The 18260-nt window shown below is 64.3% G+C and carries 22 protein-coding genes; 8 read left to right on the top strand and 14 right to left on the bottom strand.

Going from position 1 to position 18260, the window contains the following annotated elements:
* Positions 1-263: 263 nt before the first annotated feature.
* Genes AC0YKC_RS29130 through AC0YKC_RS29115 form a run of 4 tightly spaced genes read right to left on the bottom strand, consistent with a single transcriptional unit; the run spans position 264 to position 2210 of the window.
* Positions 264-488, bottom strand: coding sequence for a hypothetical protein (locus AC0YKC_RS29130; RefSeq protein WP_488513569.1), 225 nt, complete (start codon positions 486-488; stop codon positions 264-266).
* Complete coding sequence (locus AC0YKC_RS29125; RefSeq protein ID WP_488513568.1) at positions 485-1075, bottom strand: SH3 domain-containing protein; 591 nt, start codon at positions 1073-1075, stop codon at positions 485-487. The genes AC0YKC_RS29130 and AC0YKC_RS29125 overlap by 4 nt, the downstream gene beginning before the upstream one ends.
* A gap of 16 nt (positions 1076-1091) precedes the next feature.
* Complete coding sequence (locus AC0YKC_RS29120; RefSeq protein ID WP_488513567.1) at positions 1092-1850, bottom strand: metallophosphoesterase family protein; 759 nt, start codon at positions 1848-1850, stop codon at positions 1092-1094.
* A gap of 3 nt (positions 1851-1853) precedes the next feature.
* Positions 1854-2210, bottom strand: a complete 357-nt coding sequence (locus tag AC0YKC_RS29115) for an ArsR/SmtB family transcription factor (RefSeq protein WP_320293467.1) — start codon at positions 2208-2210, stop codon at positions 1854-1856.
* A gap of 194 nt (positions 2211-2404) precedes the next feature.
* Here AC0YKC_RS29115 and AC0YKC_RS29110 point away from each other — a divergent pair, with 194 nt between their 5' ends.
* Complete coding sequence (locus AC0YKC_RS29110) at positions 2405-3583, top strand: MFS transporter (RefSeq protein WP_488513566.1); 1179 nt, start codon at positions 2405-2407, stop codon at positions 3581-3583.
* Between the two features lie 176 nt (positions 3584-3759).
* Here the strand turns inward: AC0YKC_RS29110 and AC0YKC_RS29105 are convergent, their stop codons facing one another.
* Positions 3760-4224 carry a MarR family winged helix-turn-helix transcriptional regulator gene (locus AC0YKC_RS29105; protein ID WP_488513565.1) on the bottom strand — a complete coding sequence of 155 codons (465 nt, stop codon included), beginning with the start codon at positions 4222-4224 and terminating at the stop codon, positions 3760-3762.
* A gap of 189 nt (positions 4225-4413) precedes the next feature.
* Here AC0YKC_RS29105 and AC0YKC_RS29100 point away from each other — a divergent pair, with 189 nt between their 5' ends.
* Positions 4414-5208 carry an SDR family NAD(P)-dependent oxidoreductase gene (locus AC0YKC_RS29100; RefSeq protein WP_488513564.1) on the top strand — a complete coding sequence of 265 codons (795 nt, stop codon included), beginning with the start codon at positions 4414-4416 and terminating at the stop codon, positions 5206-5208.
* Between the two features lie 254 nt (positions 5209-5462).
* Here AC0YKC_RS29100 and AC0YKC_RS29095 read toward each other — a convergent pair whose 3' ends face one another.
* The gene (locus AC0YKC_RS29095; RefSeq protein WP_488513563.1) at positions 5463-6062 is read right to left on the bottom strand and encodes a LysE family translocator; all 600 of its coding nucleotides are present in this window, start codon (positions 6060-6062) and stop codon (positions 5463-5465) included.
* A gap of 96 nt (positions 6063-6158) precedes the next feature.
* Between AC0YKC_RS29095 and AC0YKC_RS29090 the strand changes: the two genes are divergently transcribed.
* Positions 6159-7025 (top strand): LysR family transcriptional regulator, encoded by an 867-nt coding sequence (locus AC0YKC_RS29090; RefSeq protein ID WP_320293472.1) that lies wholly within the window; start codon positions 6159-6161, stop codon positions 7023-7025.
* A 16-nt stretch (positions 7026-7041) separates the two neighbouring features.
* On the opposite strand, the gene AC0YKC_RS29085 is transcribed toward AC0YKC_RS29090, so the two are convergent.
* The 4 genes from AC0YKC_RS29085 to AC0YKC_RS29070 all read right to left on the bottom strand — a co-directional run bounded on the left by AC0YKC_RS29085 (position 7042) and on the right by AC0YKC_RS29070 (position 10828).
* A complete protein-coding gene (locus AC0YKC_RS29085) occupies positions 7042-7692 on the bottom strand; it encodes a glutathione S-transferase family protein (protein ID WP_488513562.1) in 651 nt (216 codons plus the stop codon).
* A gap of 90 nt (positions 7693-7782) precedes the next feature.
* Positions 7783-8433 carry a dihydrofolate reductase family protein gene (locus tag AC0YKC_RS29080; RefSeq protein ID WP_488513561.1) on the bottom strand — a complete coding sequence of 217 codons (651 nt, stop codon included), beginning with the start codon at positions 8431-8433 and terminating at the stop codon, positions 7783-7785.
* 155 nt (positions 8434-8588) lie between these two features.
* Positions 8589-9431 carry a protein-L-isoaspartate O-methyltransferase family protein gene (locus tag AC0YKC_RS29075; protein WP_488513560.1) on the bottom strand — a complete coding sequence of 281 codons (843 nt, stop codon included), beginning with the start codon at positions 9429-9431 and terminating at the stop codon, positions 8589-8591.
* A gap of 38 nt (positions 9432-9469) precedes the next feature.
* Positions 9470-10828 (bottom strand): Nramp family divalent metal transporter, encoded by a 1359-nt coding sequence (locus AC0YKC_RS29070; protein WP_320293476.1) that lies wholly within the window; start codon positions 10826-10828, stop codon positions 9470-9472.
* A gap of 226 nt (positions 10829-11054) precedes the next feature.
* Here AC0YKC_RS29070 and mntR point away from each other — a divergent pair, with 226 nt between their 5' ends.
* The 4 genes from mntR to AC0YKC_RS29050 all read left to right on the top strand — a co-directional run bounded on the left by mntR (position 11055) and on the right by AC0YKC_RS29050 (position 14312).
* A complete protein-coding gene (gene mntR, locus AC0YKC_RS29065) occupies positions 11055-11513 on the top strand; it encodes a manganese-binding transcriptional regulator MntR (RefSeq protein ID WP_040996705.1) in 459 nt (152 codons plus the stop codon).
* A gap of 97 nt (positions 11514-11610) precedes the next feature.
* Positions 11611-11799 carry a hypothetical protein gene (locus tag AC0YKC_RS29060; RefSeq protein ID WP_140640705.1) on the top strand — a complete coding sequence of 63 codons (189 nt, stop codon included), beginning with the start codon at positions 11611-11613 and terminating at the stop codon, positions 11797-11799.
* 177 nt (positions 11800-11976) lie between these two features.
* A complete protein-coding gene (ypfJ, locus tag AC0YKC_RS29055) occupies positions 11977-12879 on the top strand; it encodes a KPN_02809 family neutral zinc metallopeptidase (RefSeq protein ID WP_320293477.1) in 903 nt (300 codons plus the stop codon).
* 164 nt (positions 12880-13043) lie between these two features.
* On the top strand, positions 13044-14312 hold the full coding sequence (locus tag AC0YKC_RS29050) for a TCR/Tet family MFS transporter (protein ID WP_488513559.1): 1269 nt from the start codon (positions 13044-13046) through the stop codon (positions 14310-14312).
* A 108-nt stretch (positions 14313-14420) separates the two neighbouring features.
* Here AC0YKC_RS29050 and AC0YKC_RS29045 read toward each other — a convergent pair whose 3' ends face one another.
* Genes AC0YKC_RS29045 through carA form a run of 3 tightly spaced genes read right to left on the bottom strand, consistent with a single transcriptional unit; the run spans position 14421 to position 16331 of the window.
* Positions 14421-14804 carry a helix-turn-helix domain-containing protein gene (locus AC0YKC_RS29045; RefSeq protein WP_320293479.1) on the bottom strand — a complete coding sequence of 128 codons (384 nt, stop codon included), beginning with the start codon at positions 14802-14804 and terminating at the stop codon, positions 14421-14423.
* A 14-nt stretch (positions 14805-14818) separates the two neighbouring features.
* Positions 14819-15070 carry a type II toxin-antitoxin system RelE family toxin gene (locus AC0YKC_RS29040; protein WP_320293480.1) on the bottom strand — a complete coding sequence of 84 codons (252 nt, stop codon included), beginning with the start codon at positions 15068-15070 and terminating at the stop codon, positions 14819-14821.
* Positions 15071-15128: 58 nt separating this feature from the next.
* The gene (carA, locus tag AC0YKC_RS29035) at positions 15129-16331 is read right to left on the bottom strand and encodes a glutamine-hydrolyzing carbamoyl-phosphate synthase small subunit (protein ID WP_488513558.1); all 1203 of its coding nucleotides are present in this window, start codon (positions 16329-16331) and stop codon (positions 15129-15131) included.
* Positions 16332-16648: 317 nt separating this feature from the next.
* Between carA and AC0YKC_RS29030 the strand changes: the two genes are divergently transcribed.
* Positions 16649-17098, top strand: a complete 450-nt coding sequence (locus AC0YKC_RS29030) for a GatB/YqeY domain-containing protein (protein ID WP_320293482.1) — start codon at positions 16649-16651, stop codon at positions 17096-17098.
* A gap of 102 nt (positions 17099-17200) precedes the next feature.
* On the opposite strand, the gene AC0YKC_RS29025 is transcribed toward AC0YKC_RS29030, so the two are convergent.
* Entirely contained in the window at positions 17201-18199 is a 999-nt protein-coding gene (locus AC0YKC_RS29025) for a hypothetical protein (RefSeq protein WP_434723645.1), read from the bottom strand.
* Positions 18200-18260 lie beyond the last annotated feature (61 nt).

The following is an 18260-nucleotide window of genomic DNA, read 5'->3' as shown; positions in this document are numbered from 1 at the left end:
GCCAACGATTGCACTCGGCGCTCGGCTATCGATCACCGATGGAGTTCGAGGCTAACTTGCCGCCGCATGGGGTTGCTGCGCAGCAGCCCCGTGCGGCATAAACGCAACCATGTCCCTATTCCTCTGTCTCACGACAGGGGTGCACTCCAGTAGGCAGTAGGCGGTAGGCAGTAGGCAGTAGGCAGTAGGCAGTAGGCAGTAGGCAGTAGGGGGATGCGTCCGCCTGCCCTACCGCCTAGTCCCTATTGCCTACTGCCTAATCCCTAATCTCCCAGCGCCAGCGCATCGGTGATCTCGAAACGCTCGGAGACGCCGATGCGGATCATGTTGAGGTTGCCCTCGCGGGTGAAGCGGAAGTCGTCGGGTGAATCCGAGCCGCTCGGCTTGCCGCCATGGAAGGTGATGACGCGGCTACCGCCATCCGGCCAGGTCACCGTCACGGTGCTGTCGCCGTCCTTATGCGCGACGCTTATCTCGCAACGGGTCATTGGCTGGCCGACCTGACGAGCGCAGGGGATGCCGGCGCCCGGGGCAGGGCGTCGGGATCGGCGCTTGCCGAGGCCGCGAAGGCGAGGCCATAGGCGTCCTGCATGGCGGTCCTGCCGATCTCGGCCGCGGATGGCGGCTCGGCTGGCTCACTGCCACCCAGGCGCGCAGCGATATCAGGCGGCGGCTCCTCGGAAGGTGGCTGAGGCGCGACGGCTTCGGCGGCGGGCACGGAGACGTCTTCAGGCGCTGGCGCAGGATTGCTGGGGCTGAGATAGCGGGCGGGCGCCCATCCGGTGATGTGCGCGTCCTGCGTATCCTCGACCTTGCACCAGGGATAGTTGTTGACGGTCTTGCAGCCGTAATTCTTCACGGCCACGCCGTTGGGCAGGCGCGCCGCCACCTGGCCACCCGGCGAAGCGGTGGCGCGGATGTTGAGGAGATCGTCCGGCGCGAGGCCGCCGATAATCGAGATGATCGGTTCCGGCGCATTCTGAGCCAAGGCCGGCAGCACGGCGAGCACTAATGGAGCGGCCAAGAGCAGCGTTGATGGGAGCGTGACCTTGCGCTTCATATGAGCTTCGCTCAATGGATATGAACTCCGTTCAATCCTTCATGAACCCGGTCCGCAGCGCGTGCGCCCACTCCGGCCGCCCCGCCTGTTCGGCCTGCTTTGCGGCGGCTTCATGATCATAGTCGACGGCGATGCTTTCGAAGCGGCTGGGACGGCCGTCGTTGCCAAGCTCGACGATACCGTAGCGGGCGTGCGGTGAGCCCTGTTCGGAGACATGCGCCGGCGGCGTGTCGTCATCATAGGCCGGGCAGCCGACGCTGCCGGGATTGAAGAGGACCGGACCTCCAGGAATGCGGATCAATTCGTTGCGGTGGCTATGGCCGCACAACACCAGGCGGCAGGCCGGATCGAGCGACTTCAGCCGGCGCGCGATCGCGGCGAGCGGCGCCCGCACCAGCTGGCCATCGACAATGGCGTCGGCGAGATATTTTTCGTCATGGTCCGGCCGGGCGTGGAAGGCGACGATTCCGGACGCGACATCCAGCGTCATCGGCAGGGCGAGCAATGCCTCGCGCTGCGGTGCGGTCAGCCGCTCCTGGGCGTAGCGATCGGACGGCCACATGGTTTCGTCGGCCGCGTCCTGCGCCACGCGACGGTCGTGATTGCCGCGCACCGTCGGCAGGTTGAGCGCCTGCAACCGTTCCATCGTCTCGCGCGGCCAGAGCGGGCCGGAGACGCAGTCGCCGAGATTGACGGTGATGTCGGCGCCGCCGCGCTGCTGGAGATCGTTCAGCACGGCGTCCAGGGCGAGCACGTTGCCGTGAATGTCAGCAAGGACAGCAATGCGCATGGGTCAGACCGAAACCTCGGCCTCGGACACACCGACGGCCGGCAGCGCCGGGTCGCCGTCGGCCGCGGCAATCACGCTGTCGAGCAGGCCGGGGAAACGCCTGTCGAGGTCGTCGCGGCGCAGCGTTATCAGCCGGCTGGTGCCGACCGCTTCGCTGCGGGTGACGCCCGCCTCGCGCAGCTTGGCGAGGTGGTAGCTGAGATTGGTCTTCGAGGCGAGGTCGAGGAACTTGCTGCAGTTCAGCGGCACGCCTTCCTTGCTCGCCAGATAGCGCACGATGGCAAGCCGGGTCGGGTCGCCGAGCACGGCAAGCACGATAGGCAGGCTGATCTGGTCGGCGGTTGGATGGGGCAGGCTCATGACCCAGAATTAAGCACAAACGGCGCGAACTTCAACGCGGCTCCTTTCTTGGCCGACAGGCGTAGCTTCTTCATTTCCCGCCCGTCCTGACACAGGGCTGTCAGCAGGGTTCAGCTATTTTGTCTCGGCTCGGTTGACATCATGCCCTGCTGTGTCCAATTGTTCAATAACTTTTGAACTAAGGACAATTCCCCATGGACAAGCGGATCTTCTGGCTTGCGCTCGGATCGTTTGCGATCTCGACCGAAGGCTTCGTCATATCGAGCCTTCTTCCCGATATCGCCGCCGATGCCGGCATATCCGTGCCGCTCGCCGGCTCGCTGATCACCGCCTTCGCGCTCGCCTATGCGATCGGCGCGCCGGTGCTCGCGACGCTGACCGGCGAATGGGACCGGCGGCGCGTCATCCTGTGGACGCTGGTCTTCTTCGTCGTTGGTAATGTTGCTGCCGCGCTCAGCTCATCCTTCGAGCTGCTGTTGATCGCGCGCATCGTCATGGCGCTGTCGTCCGGCCTGTTCGCGGCGACCGCGCAAGGCACGGCCGTGGCGCTGGTCGACGACCACCACCGGGCGCGCGCCATCGCCGTCGTCGTCGGCGGCACCACTGTGGCCGTGGCGGTCGGAGCGCCGCTCGGCGCGCTGGTCGCGGCGATTGCCGGCTGGCGCGGCACGTTCTTCGCCATCGCGGCGCTCGGCGCGCTGTCCGGCGCGATCCTGTGGTGGCGGCTGCCGCGCGGCATTATCGGCACCAGGCTGCCGCTGAAGCGCCGGCTGGCGGCGGCCATCCGCCCCGGCGTGATGCCGATCCTTGTGACGACGGCGCTTGCGCTGGTCGGAGCCTTCACGGTGTTCGCCTTCATCGCGCCCTTGGCCATCGAAGGCGGCGGGCTCTCGCCGATCGCGCTGCCGGGCATGCTGCTTGCCTTCGGCGTCGGCGCCGTCATCGGCAACATCGCCGGCGGGCAGGCCGCCGACCGCTTCGGCGCCACCCGCACCGTCGCCTGGTCGCTGACACTGTCGGCCGCGATGCTTGTCACCTTCTCGCTGATCCCGACCTTCCTGCCGCACCATTTGGCCGGACCGGCGCTGATGGCCATGATGGTGCCATGGGGCATCGTCGGCTGGGCCTTCCCGCCGGCGCAGGCGAGCCGCATCATCAAGCTGGCACCCGACGCCGCGCCCATCGTTTTGTCGCTCAACGCCTCGGCGCTCTATCTCGGCGTCGCCCTGGGCGCGGTGGTCGGAGCCGCGGTGCTGCGCTTCGGCGCCCCGGCCGATCTCGGCCTGATCGCAGCCGTGTTCCCGATTGTCGGCCTGGGCGTCGTGCTTGCCGGCCGGATGTTGGCGCGGCCGGTCGCCATGCCGGCGGAGTAAGGCGTGATGATATTCAGGTGAGGCCGGCCTGCAAATGACGGTTTCTTGCGCTTCCGGTGCTCACGTACCTTAAGTACGCTTCGCTCCGGTGCTCGGAACCCGCCATTTTCGGCTCGGCCTCACCTGAATCTCATCACGCCTTAACACAACCAAGGAATTGAACGATGGCCGCTTCTTCAGTCTGAAGGAGCGGCCGTCGGCATTTCGAGGTTCAGGTCGGCGACCGCGTCCAACGCCGCGCGCAGCTTCGCCGCCTGTTCCGCGCCGACCTTATCCTCGAATTCCCGCTGGGCGACGCTCCAAAGCTTGAGCGCCTCGTCGAGCTTGGCCTGGCCTTGCGGCGTCAGCCGCACGCGCTTGACGCGGCGGTCGTCCTTGTCGGCAAAAGTCTCGACATAGCCGTCGCGGATCAGCGGCTTCAGCGTGTGGCCGAGCGCGGAGAGATCCATGATCATCGCTTCAGCGATGGTGCCCATCGCCGGCTCATCGCTGATGTGGATCTGAAAGATCAGGCCGAACTGCGTGCTCTTCAGGCCCGAAGGCGCCAGCGCGTCGTCGTAGAAGCGGCCGAGGCTGCGCGCGGCGCGCCGCAGCGTGGCGTTGTTGCAGTCGCTGAATCCTGGCTTCCGAGCTTCGGTCATGATCACTCCTTGCCGGCGATGAGATGCGCCAGCCTGTCGCAGAAATAGTTTTTGCCGCTGCCGTTGACAAGATAGTGGCATATACCTACTTCGGCGAAAGTGGCATATGCAACTAATTGAAATCATAGGCTCGGCGGATGATGTCGTCGTCGGCGCCGAACCAAAGAAGCCAAACAAAGGAACAGGACAATGAGCACGAAGGACAACAAGGGCACGGCCGTCATCACCGGCGCCTCTTCAGGCATCGGTGCGGTCTATGCCGACCGGCTGGCGGGGCAGGGCTACGACCTGGTGCTGGTGGCGCGCCGCGCCGACCGGTTGCAGGAAGTGGCCGACAGGCTGGCCTATGCCTATGGCCGCAAGGTGAAGACGATTGTCGCCGATCTCTCCGTCGATGCCGATCTGCGCCGCGTCGAGCAGGCGGTCGCGACGGACGACAGCGTGACGTTGCTGATCAACAATGCCGGCGTGGCCGGCCTGGAGACGATTGCCGACGCCGACGCCGACACGGCGGAGCGCATGATCAAGGTCAATGTCGTGGCGCTGACCAGGCTGACCCGCGCGGTGCTGCCGGGCCTGCTTGCGCGCAACCGCGGCGCCATCATCAACATCGCCTCGGTCGTCGCCTATGGCATTGCCGTCGGCGGCATCTACAGCGGCACCAAGGCCTATGTCGCCAACTTCACGGAAGCGCTGCAGAAGGAAGTCGCCGGCACCAATGTGAAAGTCCAATCAGTGGTGCCCGGGCCGATCCGTACCGAGTTGTGGGACGTCTCCGGCATCAGCCTCGACGGGATCAATCCGGACTGGATCATGAGTGCCGAAGATCTGGTCGACGCGGCACTTGCCGGGCTCGCCCAGGGCGAGACCGTCACCGCGCCCGGCCTTGCCGATGCGGCCGGGCTGGCCACCTATCTCGGTGCCCGGGACCAATTCTTCGGCAGCCTGTTCTCCGGCAAGCCGGCGGCGCGCTACGCGGCTTGAAGTGACGAAAGGGCTCGAGTTCCTCGCCCCACGGAAGTGGGGAGAGGTGGCTCGGCGGAGCCGAGACGGAGAGGGGACGCCCTACGCGAAGTCAGAGCCGATCGAAAGACAAGCGCACCAAGATTTCGCCCGCCGCGCTGCCCCTCTCCGTCCGCTTCGCGGCCACCTCTCCCCCGCTTTGCGGGGGCGAGGAACCCAGGTTGTGCAGGGCCGCGCCATTCCGATTACGAAGTGAGACTTATTGCGCTTGCGCTCTAAGCCGACCGCCACATCGGGACGATCGAAGCGGCCAGCACAAGCGCCAGCACGACGTTGAGCGCCCGCCATTGCCATTCGGTCTTGAGCAGCCGCGCCAGGATCATGCCGGCCACGCACCAGATGGACAGTGAGATCGCGGCGGTGAGGCCGAAGGTCGAGCCGAGCAGCAAAGCGAGTTGCGTCGGCCCGTCGGCCAATGCGGCGAACGAAGCCGCCGCCCCCAGGCCCATTGCCCAGCCTTTCGGGTTCATCCACTGGATGCCGGCGCCGCCGAAGAAACTGTTCGGCTTGGCCATGGTCACGTCGAGATTGGGCGGCCCGGCGCGGCCGATCTTGATTGCGAGCCAGACGAGGTAGAGCGAGCCGGCGATCTTCATCGCAAGCTGCAAGGACGGCATGGCAAGCAGCAGGCCGGCGAGCCCCGCGGCCGCCGCACCGGTTACCGTGGCGAGGCCCGCAGCGCTGCCGGCCATCAGCGGCACCGACCGGCGAAAGCCGAATTGAGCGCCCGATGCGGTGGACAAGGTGGTGGCGATGCCGGGCGTGGCGGTTGCCACGAAAGCGAACAGGATGAGGGGCAGGATAGGTTGGAGCATGATGCGTTCCTTATGGAAGGCTTCATGCTAGGCATGGCCAATCATCAGTAAATGCAATGTTTGATATGGTTTGCATTAGGGACTATAATGCCGGCCATGACCCGCGATCTCGACATGACTCTCATCCGCACCTTCGTCACGACGGCCGACAAGGCCAGCATGACGGCGGCCGCCAATGCGCTTCACCTGACGCAAGGCGCTGTCAGCCAGCAGGTCAAGCGGCTGGAAGAGGTGCTCGGCCAGAGCCTGTTCGAACGCGACCGCCGCGGCCTGAAGCTGACGCGATCCGGCGAGCGGCTGCTCGACAGGGCAAGGCGCCTGCTGCAGCTCAATGACGAGATCCTAGCCGAAATCAGGGGCGGGGCGGTTGCCGGGCAGGTGCGGATCGGCGTGCCTTACGATCTCGTCGGGACGCTGCTCGCGCCGGTGCTGAAGACCTATGCCGAGGCCTATCCGCAGGTCGAGATCTCGCTGGTCTGCGCTTCCTCGCCGGAGCTCGCGGCGGCCCTGGCGGCGGGCACGATCGACCTTGCCGTCATCGAGGAGCGCGTCGGTCCCACTGCCGGCGAATGCCTGCTCGTCGACCGGCTTGTATGGGTCGGCGCCAGAGGCGGGGCGGCACGCCTGAAACGGCCGCTGCCGGTTTCCATCGTCGCCGACACCTGCGCCTTCCGGCCGGCGGTGCTGGCAGCGCTTGGCGAGCACGGGCTCGACTGGCGCACCGTGTTCGAGAACGGCAACATCGATGCGACGACCGCGACGGTGCGCTCGGACCTCGCGGTGACCACCTGGCTTGCCTCGACGGTTCCGGCCGATCTCGACATCCTGTCCGATGCCGGGCTTCCGGCGCTGCCGAATTTTTCCGTCAACCTGCATCTGCCGAAGCACGCCACCCAGCCGGCCGCGCAGGCTTTTGCCGGCCATATCCGCGAGGGCCTCTCACGCTACCGCCAGGCGGCGTGAACGGCTGGGGGGCCGGTCAGCCGCTCGACGCGGCGATGGCGACCGCCAGTTGCGCCTCGAAAGCGCGCTTGAAAGCCGGCCGCGCCTCGCCGCGGGCGACATAGGCGGCGAGGTTCGGGAACTCGGTCAGCAGACCCGATCTTTGCAACCGGCGCAGCACGCCCACCATGACGAGGTCGCCGGCGCTGAAGGCGCCTTCGAGCCAGTCGCGATCGCCCAAGTGGCGGGAGAGCTCGGCCAGTCGCTTGCGGATCCGGTCGTCGACTAGGGGCAGGCGCTGGTCGCGCCACGGCGTGTCGCGCTCCAGGATCACGGCCGTCGTGCGGTCGAGGATCGGCTGTTCCATGGTGCTGAAGGCCGCGAACATCCAGGCGATCGCGCGCGCCCGTGCGTTTGCATCCTCGGGCATCAGGCCAGGGTAACGCACCGCGATGTGAAGGACGATCGCGCCCGACTCGAACAGAGCGAGATCTCCTTCTTCATAGGTCGGGATATTGCCGAAGGGGCTGATCGCAACATGCGCGGGTTGCTTCATCGCAGCGAACGAAACGAGACGAACGTCATAAGGCTGGCCGACTTCCTCGAGCGCCCAGCGCACGTGCATGTCGCGCGCCAGCCCCTTGCCACCATCGGGCGAGCGTTCGAAGGCGGTGATGGTAGGGATCATCGGCGGCTCCTGACCGTTCAGTCGTCGTTGCGAAAGGGGCTTCATAAGGCGAATACGCGGCGGGCCCGGCCGCCGCGCCGCAGCCTTGTGCTACTTCCAGTTCTTGCGCCGTTCCATCTCGGCTTGCGAAGGCTCCTGTTGAGCAAACGAGCCGGTGCGGATTTCGCCCGCGCGCTCATAGGTCGCGATGATGACGCCGGTGGTGGAGGTCTGCGATTTGACGAGCTTGAAGGCCGCCGGCATCGCGTTGTCGCCGAACAGCCGCTTGCCCTTGCCCAGCACCAGCGGGAAGACCATCAGCCGGATCTCATCGATCAGTCCGTTGGCGAGCAAGGTCTGGATCAGGTTGCCCGATCCCTGGATGAGCAGGTCGGGTCCGTCTTCCTGCTTGAGTTCCTTGAGCCTTGCAACGATATCGGGCCCGAGCGACTGCGTGTTCTGCCAGGTCAGCGTATCCGGCCGGTGCGTCGCCACATATTTGACCGCGGGGTTGAAGACATCGGCGATCTGATCGTTCTGATACGGCCAATACGCGGCGAAGATGTCGTAGGTTCTGCGGCCGAGCAGCAGGGCGAAGGGCTTGGAGAACAGCTCCTCCATTGCCGCGCCCCCCACCTCGTCGAAGTAATGGAAGGTCCAGCCGCCGAACTTGAAGCCGCCGACCGGATCCTCTTCCGGGCCGCCGGGCGCCTGCATGACGCCGTCGAGGCTTACGAATGTGGCGGCGATGATCTTGCGCATCTGGTTTTCCTTTTGGCTGATCCGCGCCGTCGCGGCCGGATTTCTGGTTAGAGCGTTTTGACGCAATTCCCGACGGAAAACCGCTTCGCACTTTTCCCGGAATTGCTCCTAGGACGAACGGCAAGGCGCGTTTTCGACAAGGGCCTTTAAAATTTCTATCGCGTGCTGTCGGCGGGGACAGCACCCGATGAGAACCAGACGTCGCCGAACACGGCGGTTGCCGTCCGGTCCGGTGTCCTGGCCGCCGCCAGCCAGATCGAGCGGGTGCGCGCGGCACGCTCGCGGGTCGGTATTTTCGCGCCCGGCTCGGCCGTGGAGGCGCCGACGCAGGGGATGAACCAGGAACCCATGAAGGGTCGGCAAGCAAAGCCGTTTTCCAGGCGGGTTACGAGGACCGCGAGGCCGACGGTTTCGGACGGGCGCCACGGAAAGATCATGCGGCCGCCGGGCTTCAACGCCTTCAGCCATGCGGCGGGCGGAGCAACGACGCCGGCATTGACATAGATGATGTCGGATAGCGGCAGCGGATTGGCGACGGCGTCGCCATGGATCACTTCGATGTTGCCGTATCGGGCGAGGTTCGTCCTGGCGCGCGCGGCGAGACCGGCCTCGAGTTCGAAGGCGGTAACGCTGCCGCCCGGCTCGACCAGCTTCGCCAGCAGCGCCGTGTAGTAGCCCGTGCCGGCGCCGATATGGGTGACGTGCTCGCCAGGCTTCGGCCCGACCTTGCCGAGCCACATGGCATGCAGCAGTGGCTCGCCATTGTTGATGGCCTTGTCGGCATCGAGCACGACAAGCACGTTCTGGTAGATATAGCTTGGATCGGCCGTCGGCGTTTGGATCCTGCCCTCGCCGGCGAAGACGGTCCAGGGCCCGGAGCCGAGAAAGGCCTCACGCGGAACGGAAGCAAACACCTGCTCGATGCGCGGGTCGGCCGAACGCGCCTGTGCGGCCATCAGCCTGGCGTAGAATTTGCGGGCGTCGTCCGATCCGGCCATGCTTGAAGAAGATAGCGCGGCCGGGCGCGAATGTCGCGTCAGCCGGCGATGGTGTCGTAGAGCAGCTTGAAGTTGAGAACGAGGATGACGGCGGCAACCACCCAGGCCAGCGCCGCGACGCCGCGCGGTATGGCGAAATTGCCCATCTTCTTCTTGTCCGACACGAACTGCACCAGCGGGATGACCGCGAAGGGCAGTTGCATCGACAGCACCACCTGGCTGAAGACCAGCAAATGAGCTGTGCCCTTCTCACCGTAGAACGCGGTGACGGCCACCACCGGCACGATGGCGATGCCGCGCGTCAGGAGGCGCCTTGCCCATTGCGGGATGCGCAGCCGCAGGAAGCCTTCCATCACGATCTGGCCGGCAAGCGTCGCGGTGACCGTCGAGTTGAGGCCGGAGGCCAGCAGCGCGACCGCGAACAGGATCGAGGCGATGCTCAAGCCCAGCAGCGGCGACAAGAGCTCGAAGGCCTGGCCGATCTCGGCAACGTCCTGGTGCCCGGTGTTGTGGAAGGCGACCGCCGCGACGATCAGGATCGAGGCGTTGACGAACAGCGCAAGGATCAGCGCAATGGTCGAATCCGTCGTCGCCCATTTGATGGCGTCGCGCTTGCCTGCATCGGTGCGCTCATAGGCGCGGGTCTGCACGATCGAGGAATGCAGATAGAGATTATGCGGCATGACCGTCGCACCGATGATGCCGATGGCGATGTAGAGCATCGTTGGATTGGTGACGATCTCCGGTGACGGCACGAACATCGAATGCAGGATCGTGCCGGCCGGCGGCGCGGCGACGAAGATCTGGATGGCAAAACAGCCGAAGATGATGATCAGCAGCGCGATGACGAAGGCTTCGAGATAGCGGAAGCCTTTGTTCATCAACAAAAGCACCAGGAAGGCGTCGAGCGCGGTCAGCACGGCGCCGCCGATCAGCGGAATGCCGAACAGAAGCTGCAGCGCGATCGCCGTGCCGATCACTTCGGCGAGGTCGCAGGCGATGATCGCCAGCTCGCAGGCGATCCAGAGCATCAAATTGACCGGGCGCGGATAGTAGGCGCGGCAGGCCTGGGCAAGGTCGCGCCCGGTGGCGATGCCAAGGCGGGCTGACAGTGCCTGCAGCAGGATCGCCATCAGGTTCGACAGCATGATGATGAAAAGCAGCGTGTAGCCGAACTGGGCGCCGCCAGCGAGGTCGGTCGCCCAGTTGCCCGGATCCATATAGCCGACCGAGATCATGTAGCCCGGCCCCATGAAGGCGAACAGGCGGCGGAACCAGACGCCGGACTGGGGCACCGCGATCGAGGCATTCACCTCGCGCAGACTCGGCTGCTCGTCGTCGGGCCTGTCGAATCGCCATGCGGGTCGGGCTACGGTTGCTGCATCGGCGTCGGACATTGGGGGGATTTCCGCTGGAATGTATCGAATGTGCCTTTTATCTACGCCATGGCTCAACATTATGCAATAGGCTATATTTCATTGATCATGCTTTCGTATACGCTAAAGCAAGGCTGGCGGCAGGCTGCCGCAGACGCCGGTTGCGCATGCGCGGGAATGCAAATAAACGGCCGGACCATCAGGGTTCGTGTTATGGATGCGATCCCGATTCAAGGAGGAGCGCGTATTGGCGCTGAGGAACAAACCAGTTCGACGCGAGGAGCCGCTTCCCGATGCCGAAATCCATTCGGAAGGGTTCCGGCAGCAGCGCCAAGCGCGCCGCAGCGCGCTGGTTGAGGACTATGTCGAGCTGATCGCCGACCTGATCGAGGACGGCAACGAGGCGCGGCAGGTGGATATCGCGGCAAGGCTTGGCGTTGCGCAGCCGACGGTGGCAAAGATGCTGACCAGGCTGTGCGCCGATGGGTTGGTGTCGCGGAAGCCCTATCGCGGCGTGTTCCTGACCGAAGCCGGCCGCAAGGTCGCCGAGGAAAGCCGCATCCGCCACCAGACGGTTGAGGCGTTCCTGCGCTCGCTCGGCGTCAGCGCCGAGACGGCGCGCATCGACGCCGAGGGCATAGAGCATCATGTCAGCGCCGAAACGCTGGAAGCTTTCCGCCGGGCGATGACGCATCGCCAGGCCTAGGTCTCCGGCCAGTCCGATTGGATTGAAGCGGAACCGACGCATCTCCGCCGCATTACTTCCCACACATCGCGCGATTATCGCGCTCAAGGAGGAAGCAATGGGCGTCGAACAGGCACCGACCGCTAAAGGAAAGCAGGCAGCCAGGGGATTGCGGCAGGCGGCCGCCAAGGACGAGCGCAAGACCGAGGCCGAGACCGGCCATCCGCTGAAGAAGGGCGCGGCGCGTTTCGAGGAACGTTCGAAGAGTTCGGACGGCAAGAGCGCCGGCGCCAAGCAGAAAAGTTGAGGTTTTTAGCCAGTTTATGGTCGGTCGGCTTTACCTGCCTGATTGAAGTTTCCGGCGCGGCCGACATCTGGCCGGAGCGAAAAATTCTGTGACTTAGGCCAGCCGTTGCGATAATTGTCTGTAGGGGGCGGTCGCGGGCCAGTCCCTCCAGGACATTCGCGTTTGCGAGGAGTTGCCATGCTTTGGAGAGGCCGTCGTCAGAGCGACAACATCGAGGATGAACGCAGTGACAGCGGCGGTGGCGGTGGATTGGGTGGCGGCGGCCAGTTCCAGCTTCCCATCGGTGGCCGTACCGGCGGTGGCGGCAGCATCCTCCTGGTTATCCTGGTCGTGCTCGCGGGATGGTATTTCGGCTTCGACCCGTCGCAAATCCTGGGCGGCGGCGATGGCGGCCAGATCACCGACAACAGCGGCTCGCAGGACAATGGCGGCGCGCCCGCCAATGACGAGATGAAGCAGTTCGTGGCGACGGTGCTGGCGGAAACCGAAGACACCTGGACCGGCATCTTCAAGTCCCAGGGCCTGACCTATGAGGATCCCAAGCTGGTGCTGTTCAGCGGCCAGGTCCGTTCGGCCTGCGGTTTCGCCTCGGCGGCGGCCGGGCCGTTCTATTGCCCGGGCGATCACAAGGTCTATCTCGACATGACCTTCTTCCAGCAGCTCGACCAGCAATTCGGCGCCTCCGGCGAGTTCGCGCGTGCCTATGTGGTGGCGCATGAGGTCGGCCACCATGTGCAGAATCTCACCGGCATCATGGAGAAGTTCAACCAGATGCGGCAAGGCATGAGCGAGGCCGACGCCAACCAGCTCTCGGTGCGCATCGAGCTTCAAGCCGATTGCTTCGCCGGCGTGTGGGCCCACTACACCCAGCAAAAAGGCATATTGGAGCAGGGCGATATCGAAAGCGCGCTGAATGCCGCCAAGCAGATCGGCGACGATACGCTGCAGAAGAAGATGCAGGGCTATGTCGTGCCGGAAAGCTTCAACCATGGCACCTCGCAGCAGCGGCAGACATGGCTGGCGCGCGGCTACAAGAGCGGCAAGCTGTCCGACTGCAACACGATGAGCGGTCCGATCTGAGGCGTCGCTGCCGCTTCTTTTAGGGTGACGACGACGATCGAAGATGGCTGGCAAGGGATGTCAGCATAAGACTGTTGCCTTCGTTCGCGGATTGTTCCCGCCGCCAACCTCGCCTATAAGGTCCGTCCCGCCCGTGCCCCAGGGCGGATGAGGAGCTTGTCACCATGATCGACCCGAAAACCGCCAAGCGGGGCCTTGCGCTCGTTTTCACGACGCTGCTGCTCGACATCATCGGCTTCGGCATCATCATGCCGGTGCTGCCGGCCTATCTGGAGGAACTGAGCGGCGTCAGCGTCAGTGAGGCCGCGATCGAGGGCGGCTGGCTGTTCTTCGTCTATGCGGCGATGCAATTCTTCTTCGCGCCGATCATCGGCGGCCTGAGCGACCGCTTCGGGCGCCGGCCGGTCCTACTTGCCTCGGTGCTGACCTTCTCGATCGACAATCTGATCTGCGCCGTCGCCTGGTCCTATCCGATGCTGTTCATCGGCCGCGTGCTCGCGGGCATTTCCGGCGCCAGCTATTCGACGACATCCGCCTTCATCGCCGACATCTCGAACGACGAGAACCGGGCGAAGAATTTCGGCCTGCTCGGCATCGCCTTCGGCGTCGGCTTCGTCATCGGCCCGGTGCTGGGCGGGCTGCTCGGCACGTTCGGGCCGCGCGTACCGTTCTATTTCGCCGCCGCGCTTGCCTTTGTGAATTTCCTGATCGCGATGTTCCTGCTGCCGGAGACGCTGGATGAGAAGCATCGTCGCCGCTTCGAGTGGAAGCGCGCCAATCCGGTCGGCACGCTGATGCAGATGCGCAATTATCCGGGCATCGGCTGGATCGGGCTGGTGTTCTTCCTGATGACGCTCGGCCACATGATGTATCCGGCGGTCTGGTCATTCGTCTCCACGTATCGCTATGGCTGGAACCAGCAGCAGATAGGCCTTTCGCTCGGCGCCTTCGGCCTGTGCGGCGCGATCGTCATGGCGACGGTGCTGCCGCGGATCATTCCGAAACTTGGCGAGTGGAAGACGGCGGCGATCGGGCTGACCTTCACCGCGCTCAGCGCCTTCGGCTACGCGTTTTCGACGCAAGGCTGGATGATCTATGCGGTGATCGTGGCTGGCTGCCTGGAAGCGCTGGCCGATCCGCCGCTCAGAAGCCTCGCCGCCGCCAAGGTGCCGCCTTCGGCGCAAGGCGAATTGCAGGGCGCGATGACCTCGATCTTCTCGATCACCTCGATCATCACGCCGCTGCTCTACACCGCGATCTTTTCCTGGTTCACGAGCCCGACGGCGCCGATTGTGTTCGGCGGCGCGCCCTACGTGCTCGGTGCGATTTTCCTGACGCTGGCGGTCATCGTCTTCGTGACGAAAGTGGCCAGGCCGACCCCGAGGGAAGTCGAGCGCATGCACACACAGGAGGCTGTGACGGACCCGGCCTGAGGACGACTAAAGCGCGTCGCAATCTTCAGATTCGCTCCATGCGCTTTAGGTTTTTGATTTACGCATGTCTTTATCCCGAAACCGGTTCCCACTTTCGGGAGACATGCTTTAAGGCTCGATCCATTCTCCGGGGATATCGAGCGCCTTCGCCAGCATTGCGCTGGTCTGCTCAGACGGCTTACGGCGATTGGATTCGAGGTCCGACAGGAAACCCTGGCTGACACCGATCGCCGCGGCCAGTTCGGCTTGGGTAAGCTTTCGCCAGTTGCGCAGCGCCTTTAGTCGACTGGAGCCGCGCAAGACATCCATGGTCACGTCCGCCGGCAGCGCCCTTTCGGTTCTGAGATCGGCTTTGCGCTCGTCATAGATGGCGACATCCGCGGCATCTTCGAGAGCCTCCTCGGCGGCATGCAGCAACGCCTCGTAATCCGCTTTAGGGATCACGACCAATTCCTCGCCGGTTGAGGTTTTGATGATTTGCGGGGCATTCATGACTTCTTGTCCTGCTATGACCTGCTGTAGGTTGTTGTCTCGCGTTTTCCTATGTAGATCGCCAGGATAGTGGCGCGGTCCTCATCGAATATAACTCGGTAGCGACCGATGCGCAGCCTGTAGCCGTCTCTACCAGCTAAACGCTTGACATCTCCTCGACCGCTTATCGCGTAACCTATCAGGCCCTCGGATACCTGCCCCCGAACGTCGGCGGGTAGATTGTCGAGATCACGAGCCGCGGCTGCCGAGAGGATGATAGTCTTCACCGGATATCGCCGCAGCTATCTCTATTTCGGCGATATTATAGCTAACATGCGGAGCGTGTCAACGCTCCGCCAACGCGTCCTCGCCGCGCCGCTCGCGGATCAGGTTGACGAAGCGGCGGAAGAGGTAGTGCGAATCCTGCGGGCCGGGCGAGGCCTCGGGATGATGCTGGACCGAGAACACCGGCCGGCCGGTCAGCGCGATGCCGCAATTGGAGCCGTCGAAGAGCGAGACATGGGTTTCCTCGACGCCTTCGGGCAGCGAGTCGGCGTCGACGGCGAAACCATGGTTCATCGAGACGATCTCGACCTTGCCGGTGGTGTGATCCTTGACCGGATGGTTGGCGCCATGGTGGCCCTGATGCATCTTCTCGGTCCTGCCGCCAAGCGCGAGCGCCAGCATCTGATGGCCGAGGCAGATGCCGAACACCGGGATGTCGGTCTTCAAGAGGTTCTGGATCACCGGCACGGCATATTCGCCGGTCGCTTCCGGGTCGCCGGGGCCGTTCGACAGGAAAATGCCGTCCGGCTGCATCGCCAGGATCTCCTCCGCACCCGTCTTGGCCGGCACGACGGTGACCTTGGCGCCGAGGCCCGCCAGCAGACGCAGGATGTTGCGCTTGACGCCATAGTCGACGGCCACGACATGCATGGAAGGCTCGCCCTGCTCGCCAAAGCCTTCATTCCAGACCCAGGGCGTCTCGCGCCAGACCGAGGACTGGCCCGCCGTGACTTCCTTGGCGAGATCGAGGCCGATCAAGCCTGACCAGGCCGCGGCCTGCCGCTTCAGGTCCTCGATGTCGAAGACGCCATCGGGCGAATGCGCGATGACGGCATTGGGCATGCCCTTCTCGCGGATCAGCACGGTCAGCGCGCGGGTGTCGATGCCGGACAGCGCGACGATGCCACGCCGCTTCAGCCACTGGTCGAGATGGCCGGCGGCGCGATAGTTAGACGGGTCGGTCACATTGGCCTTGAAGATCGCGCCGACAGCGCCCGCGCGGGCGGCCGGATGCAAATCCTCGATATCCTCGTCATTGGTGCCGACATTGCCGATATGCGGGAAGGTGAAGGTGACGATCTGGCCGGCATAGGAAGGATCGGTGAGGATTTCCTCGTAACCGGTCAGCGCGGTGTTGAAGCACACTTCCGCAACGGCCGATCCCGTGGCGCCAAGGCCGCGGCCCTCGATCACCGTGCCGTCGGCGAGGACCAGAAGGGCGGTCGGCTTTTCGGTGGCCCATGGGGCGGTGGTCGTGGCCATGGCGGCACTCCTGTCGGTCGCCTCAATCGGTCGGCGGGACCGTTTGCGCGGCAAGGCGCGCAAGCTGGATATTTCAGCTCCCACGCGTTGATTCTCGTTGGTCATGTCGTTTTCCCAAAACCGCTAAGCACTTTTGGGCGACATGACTCCATTGTCTCATGCAGGACCGAGTACATAGGGGAAGGCGCCCAAGCGGTCAATGTCGCGACCTCAGACCAGACACAATTTGCTTTCGTCCAGCAATATCAGCGGCTTGCAAGGATTTGCCTTGCCCGTTCGGCAAAGCTATTGTCCGCCGCATTCGAAGGAGAAGCACGATGCGCGAGAAAATCGCCGAATCCACCAAGAGCGCGATGAAGGCGCAGGACAAGGATCGCCTGCCAACGTTGCGGCTGATCCAGGCCGCGATCCACGACCGCGACATCGTCAATCGCGGCGCCGGCAGGCCGGCGGCGGGCGATGACGAAATCCTGCAGATCCTGTCCAAGATGGCCAAGCAGCGCGAGGAATCGGCCAAGGCATTCGAGGACGGCAAGCGGCCGGAACTTGCCGCCAAGGAACGCGCCGAGATGGAGGTCATCCTCGGCTTCCTGCCGAAGCAGCTCGACGATGCGGCGATCACGGCCGCCGCGCGCGAGGCGATCGCGGCGACGGGTGCCGCCAGCCAGAAGGACATGGGCAAGGTGATCGGCGCGCTGAAGCAGAAATATGCCGGCCAGATGGACTTTGCCAAGGCGAGCGCCATCATCAAGGGGCTGCTTCAGTAGACAACAGCCTAGAGCGGTTCAGCGTTTCACGGAATCGCTCTAGGTTTTTGTTTTTACGCAATTCCGAACGGAAAACCGCTACGCACTTTTCCTGGAATTGCTTTAGTCCTTGCACATCGGCACCGGTTGCGGCGGCGGCGCCGGATGGTCCTTCTTGTACTGCGCGATGATCGGCTCCAGCGTCTTCTTCGGCCAGAACTTGGGCGTGCCGATCTCCTTCAGGCAGGAGGCGTTCCAATAGGTAGCTGAGCCTGAGAGCGCCTGGCCAGCGGCCTTGGCCCGGACGACAGCGGCGATGTCGCGCGATTCCGGATAGATGTAGAGCGTCGTCGGGCTGTTCTTGACCATCGGGATGATCTGCTCGGCATCGGCGGGCGACCAGCTGGTGCAGCCGTTGCTGCGGCCGCCAGCATAGTTCACCAGCTTGCCGAACGGGACAAAACCGTCATGGTCGGCGTAAGAGCTTTGCGGGTTCTTGCGCATGCACAAGCCCTTCAGAATAGCTGCAGGATGGCCGCCGATGACGCGCTCCCGGGCATTGGCGGCCTCGCCCTCGCCGTCGAACTGGATGAAAGTGCGCATGAACACCGCGTTCTGCGCGCCGACGCGGTAGTAGCCCTTGAAGGAGGTCTTGGTCTCGGCGGTCATATAGGCGCCGCCGGCCGTCAGCTCGGAGTCCATCGCGTTGCCGAAGTTCTTCGCGCAACGCCGGCCGTTTGAGAAATCGGCGACCCCTTTCAGGTTGCGGCCGCCGCCATGCCCCGAGGAAACCGCGCGGAAAAGCTGCTTGGCTTCGCAGATGACGTAATAGCGCTGGCCGAGCACGCTGTTGCCCAAATCGCCGGGACGCGTCGCGTCCATGGCGAAATAGCAGGGGTTGCTGACCGAGCCATCGCTGACCTTCTTCTGGTAGAGCGCGCGCGCCCGCTCCAGAACGACCTGCGAAATCTGGCCCTCGCCGTCGCCGACATGGCGCTGCAGCCAGTCGGGAACGGTCGACGGTCGCAAGGCCGCGAATGAGCTGACGGACGCCGTCAAGGCGGCGAGAATCGCAACAAGACAAAAGATGGCCGCGCCCAGCGGAACAGATCTCAACCGCACTAGTTTGCCCCTCCTGTCGAAATGTCTCGCACCCGTGAATCACACGGGCCGATCATAGAAG

The sequence above is a fragment of the Mesorhizobium sp. CNPSo 4661 genome (genome assembly GCF_057784215.1).
Note: the sequence above shows the minus strand (reverse complement) of the source record. Positions and strands in the feature narration are given on the sequence as shown.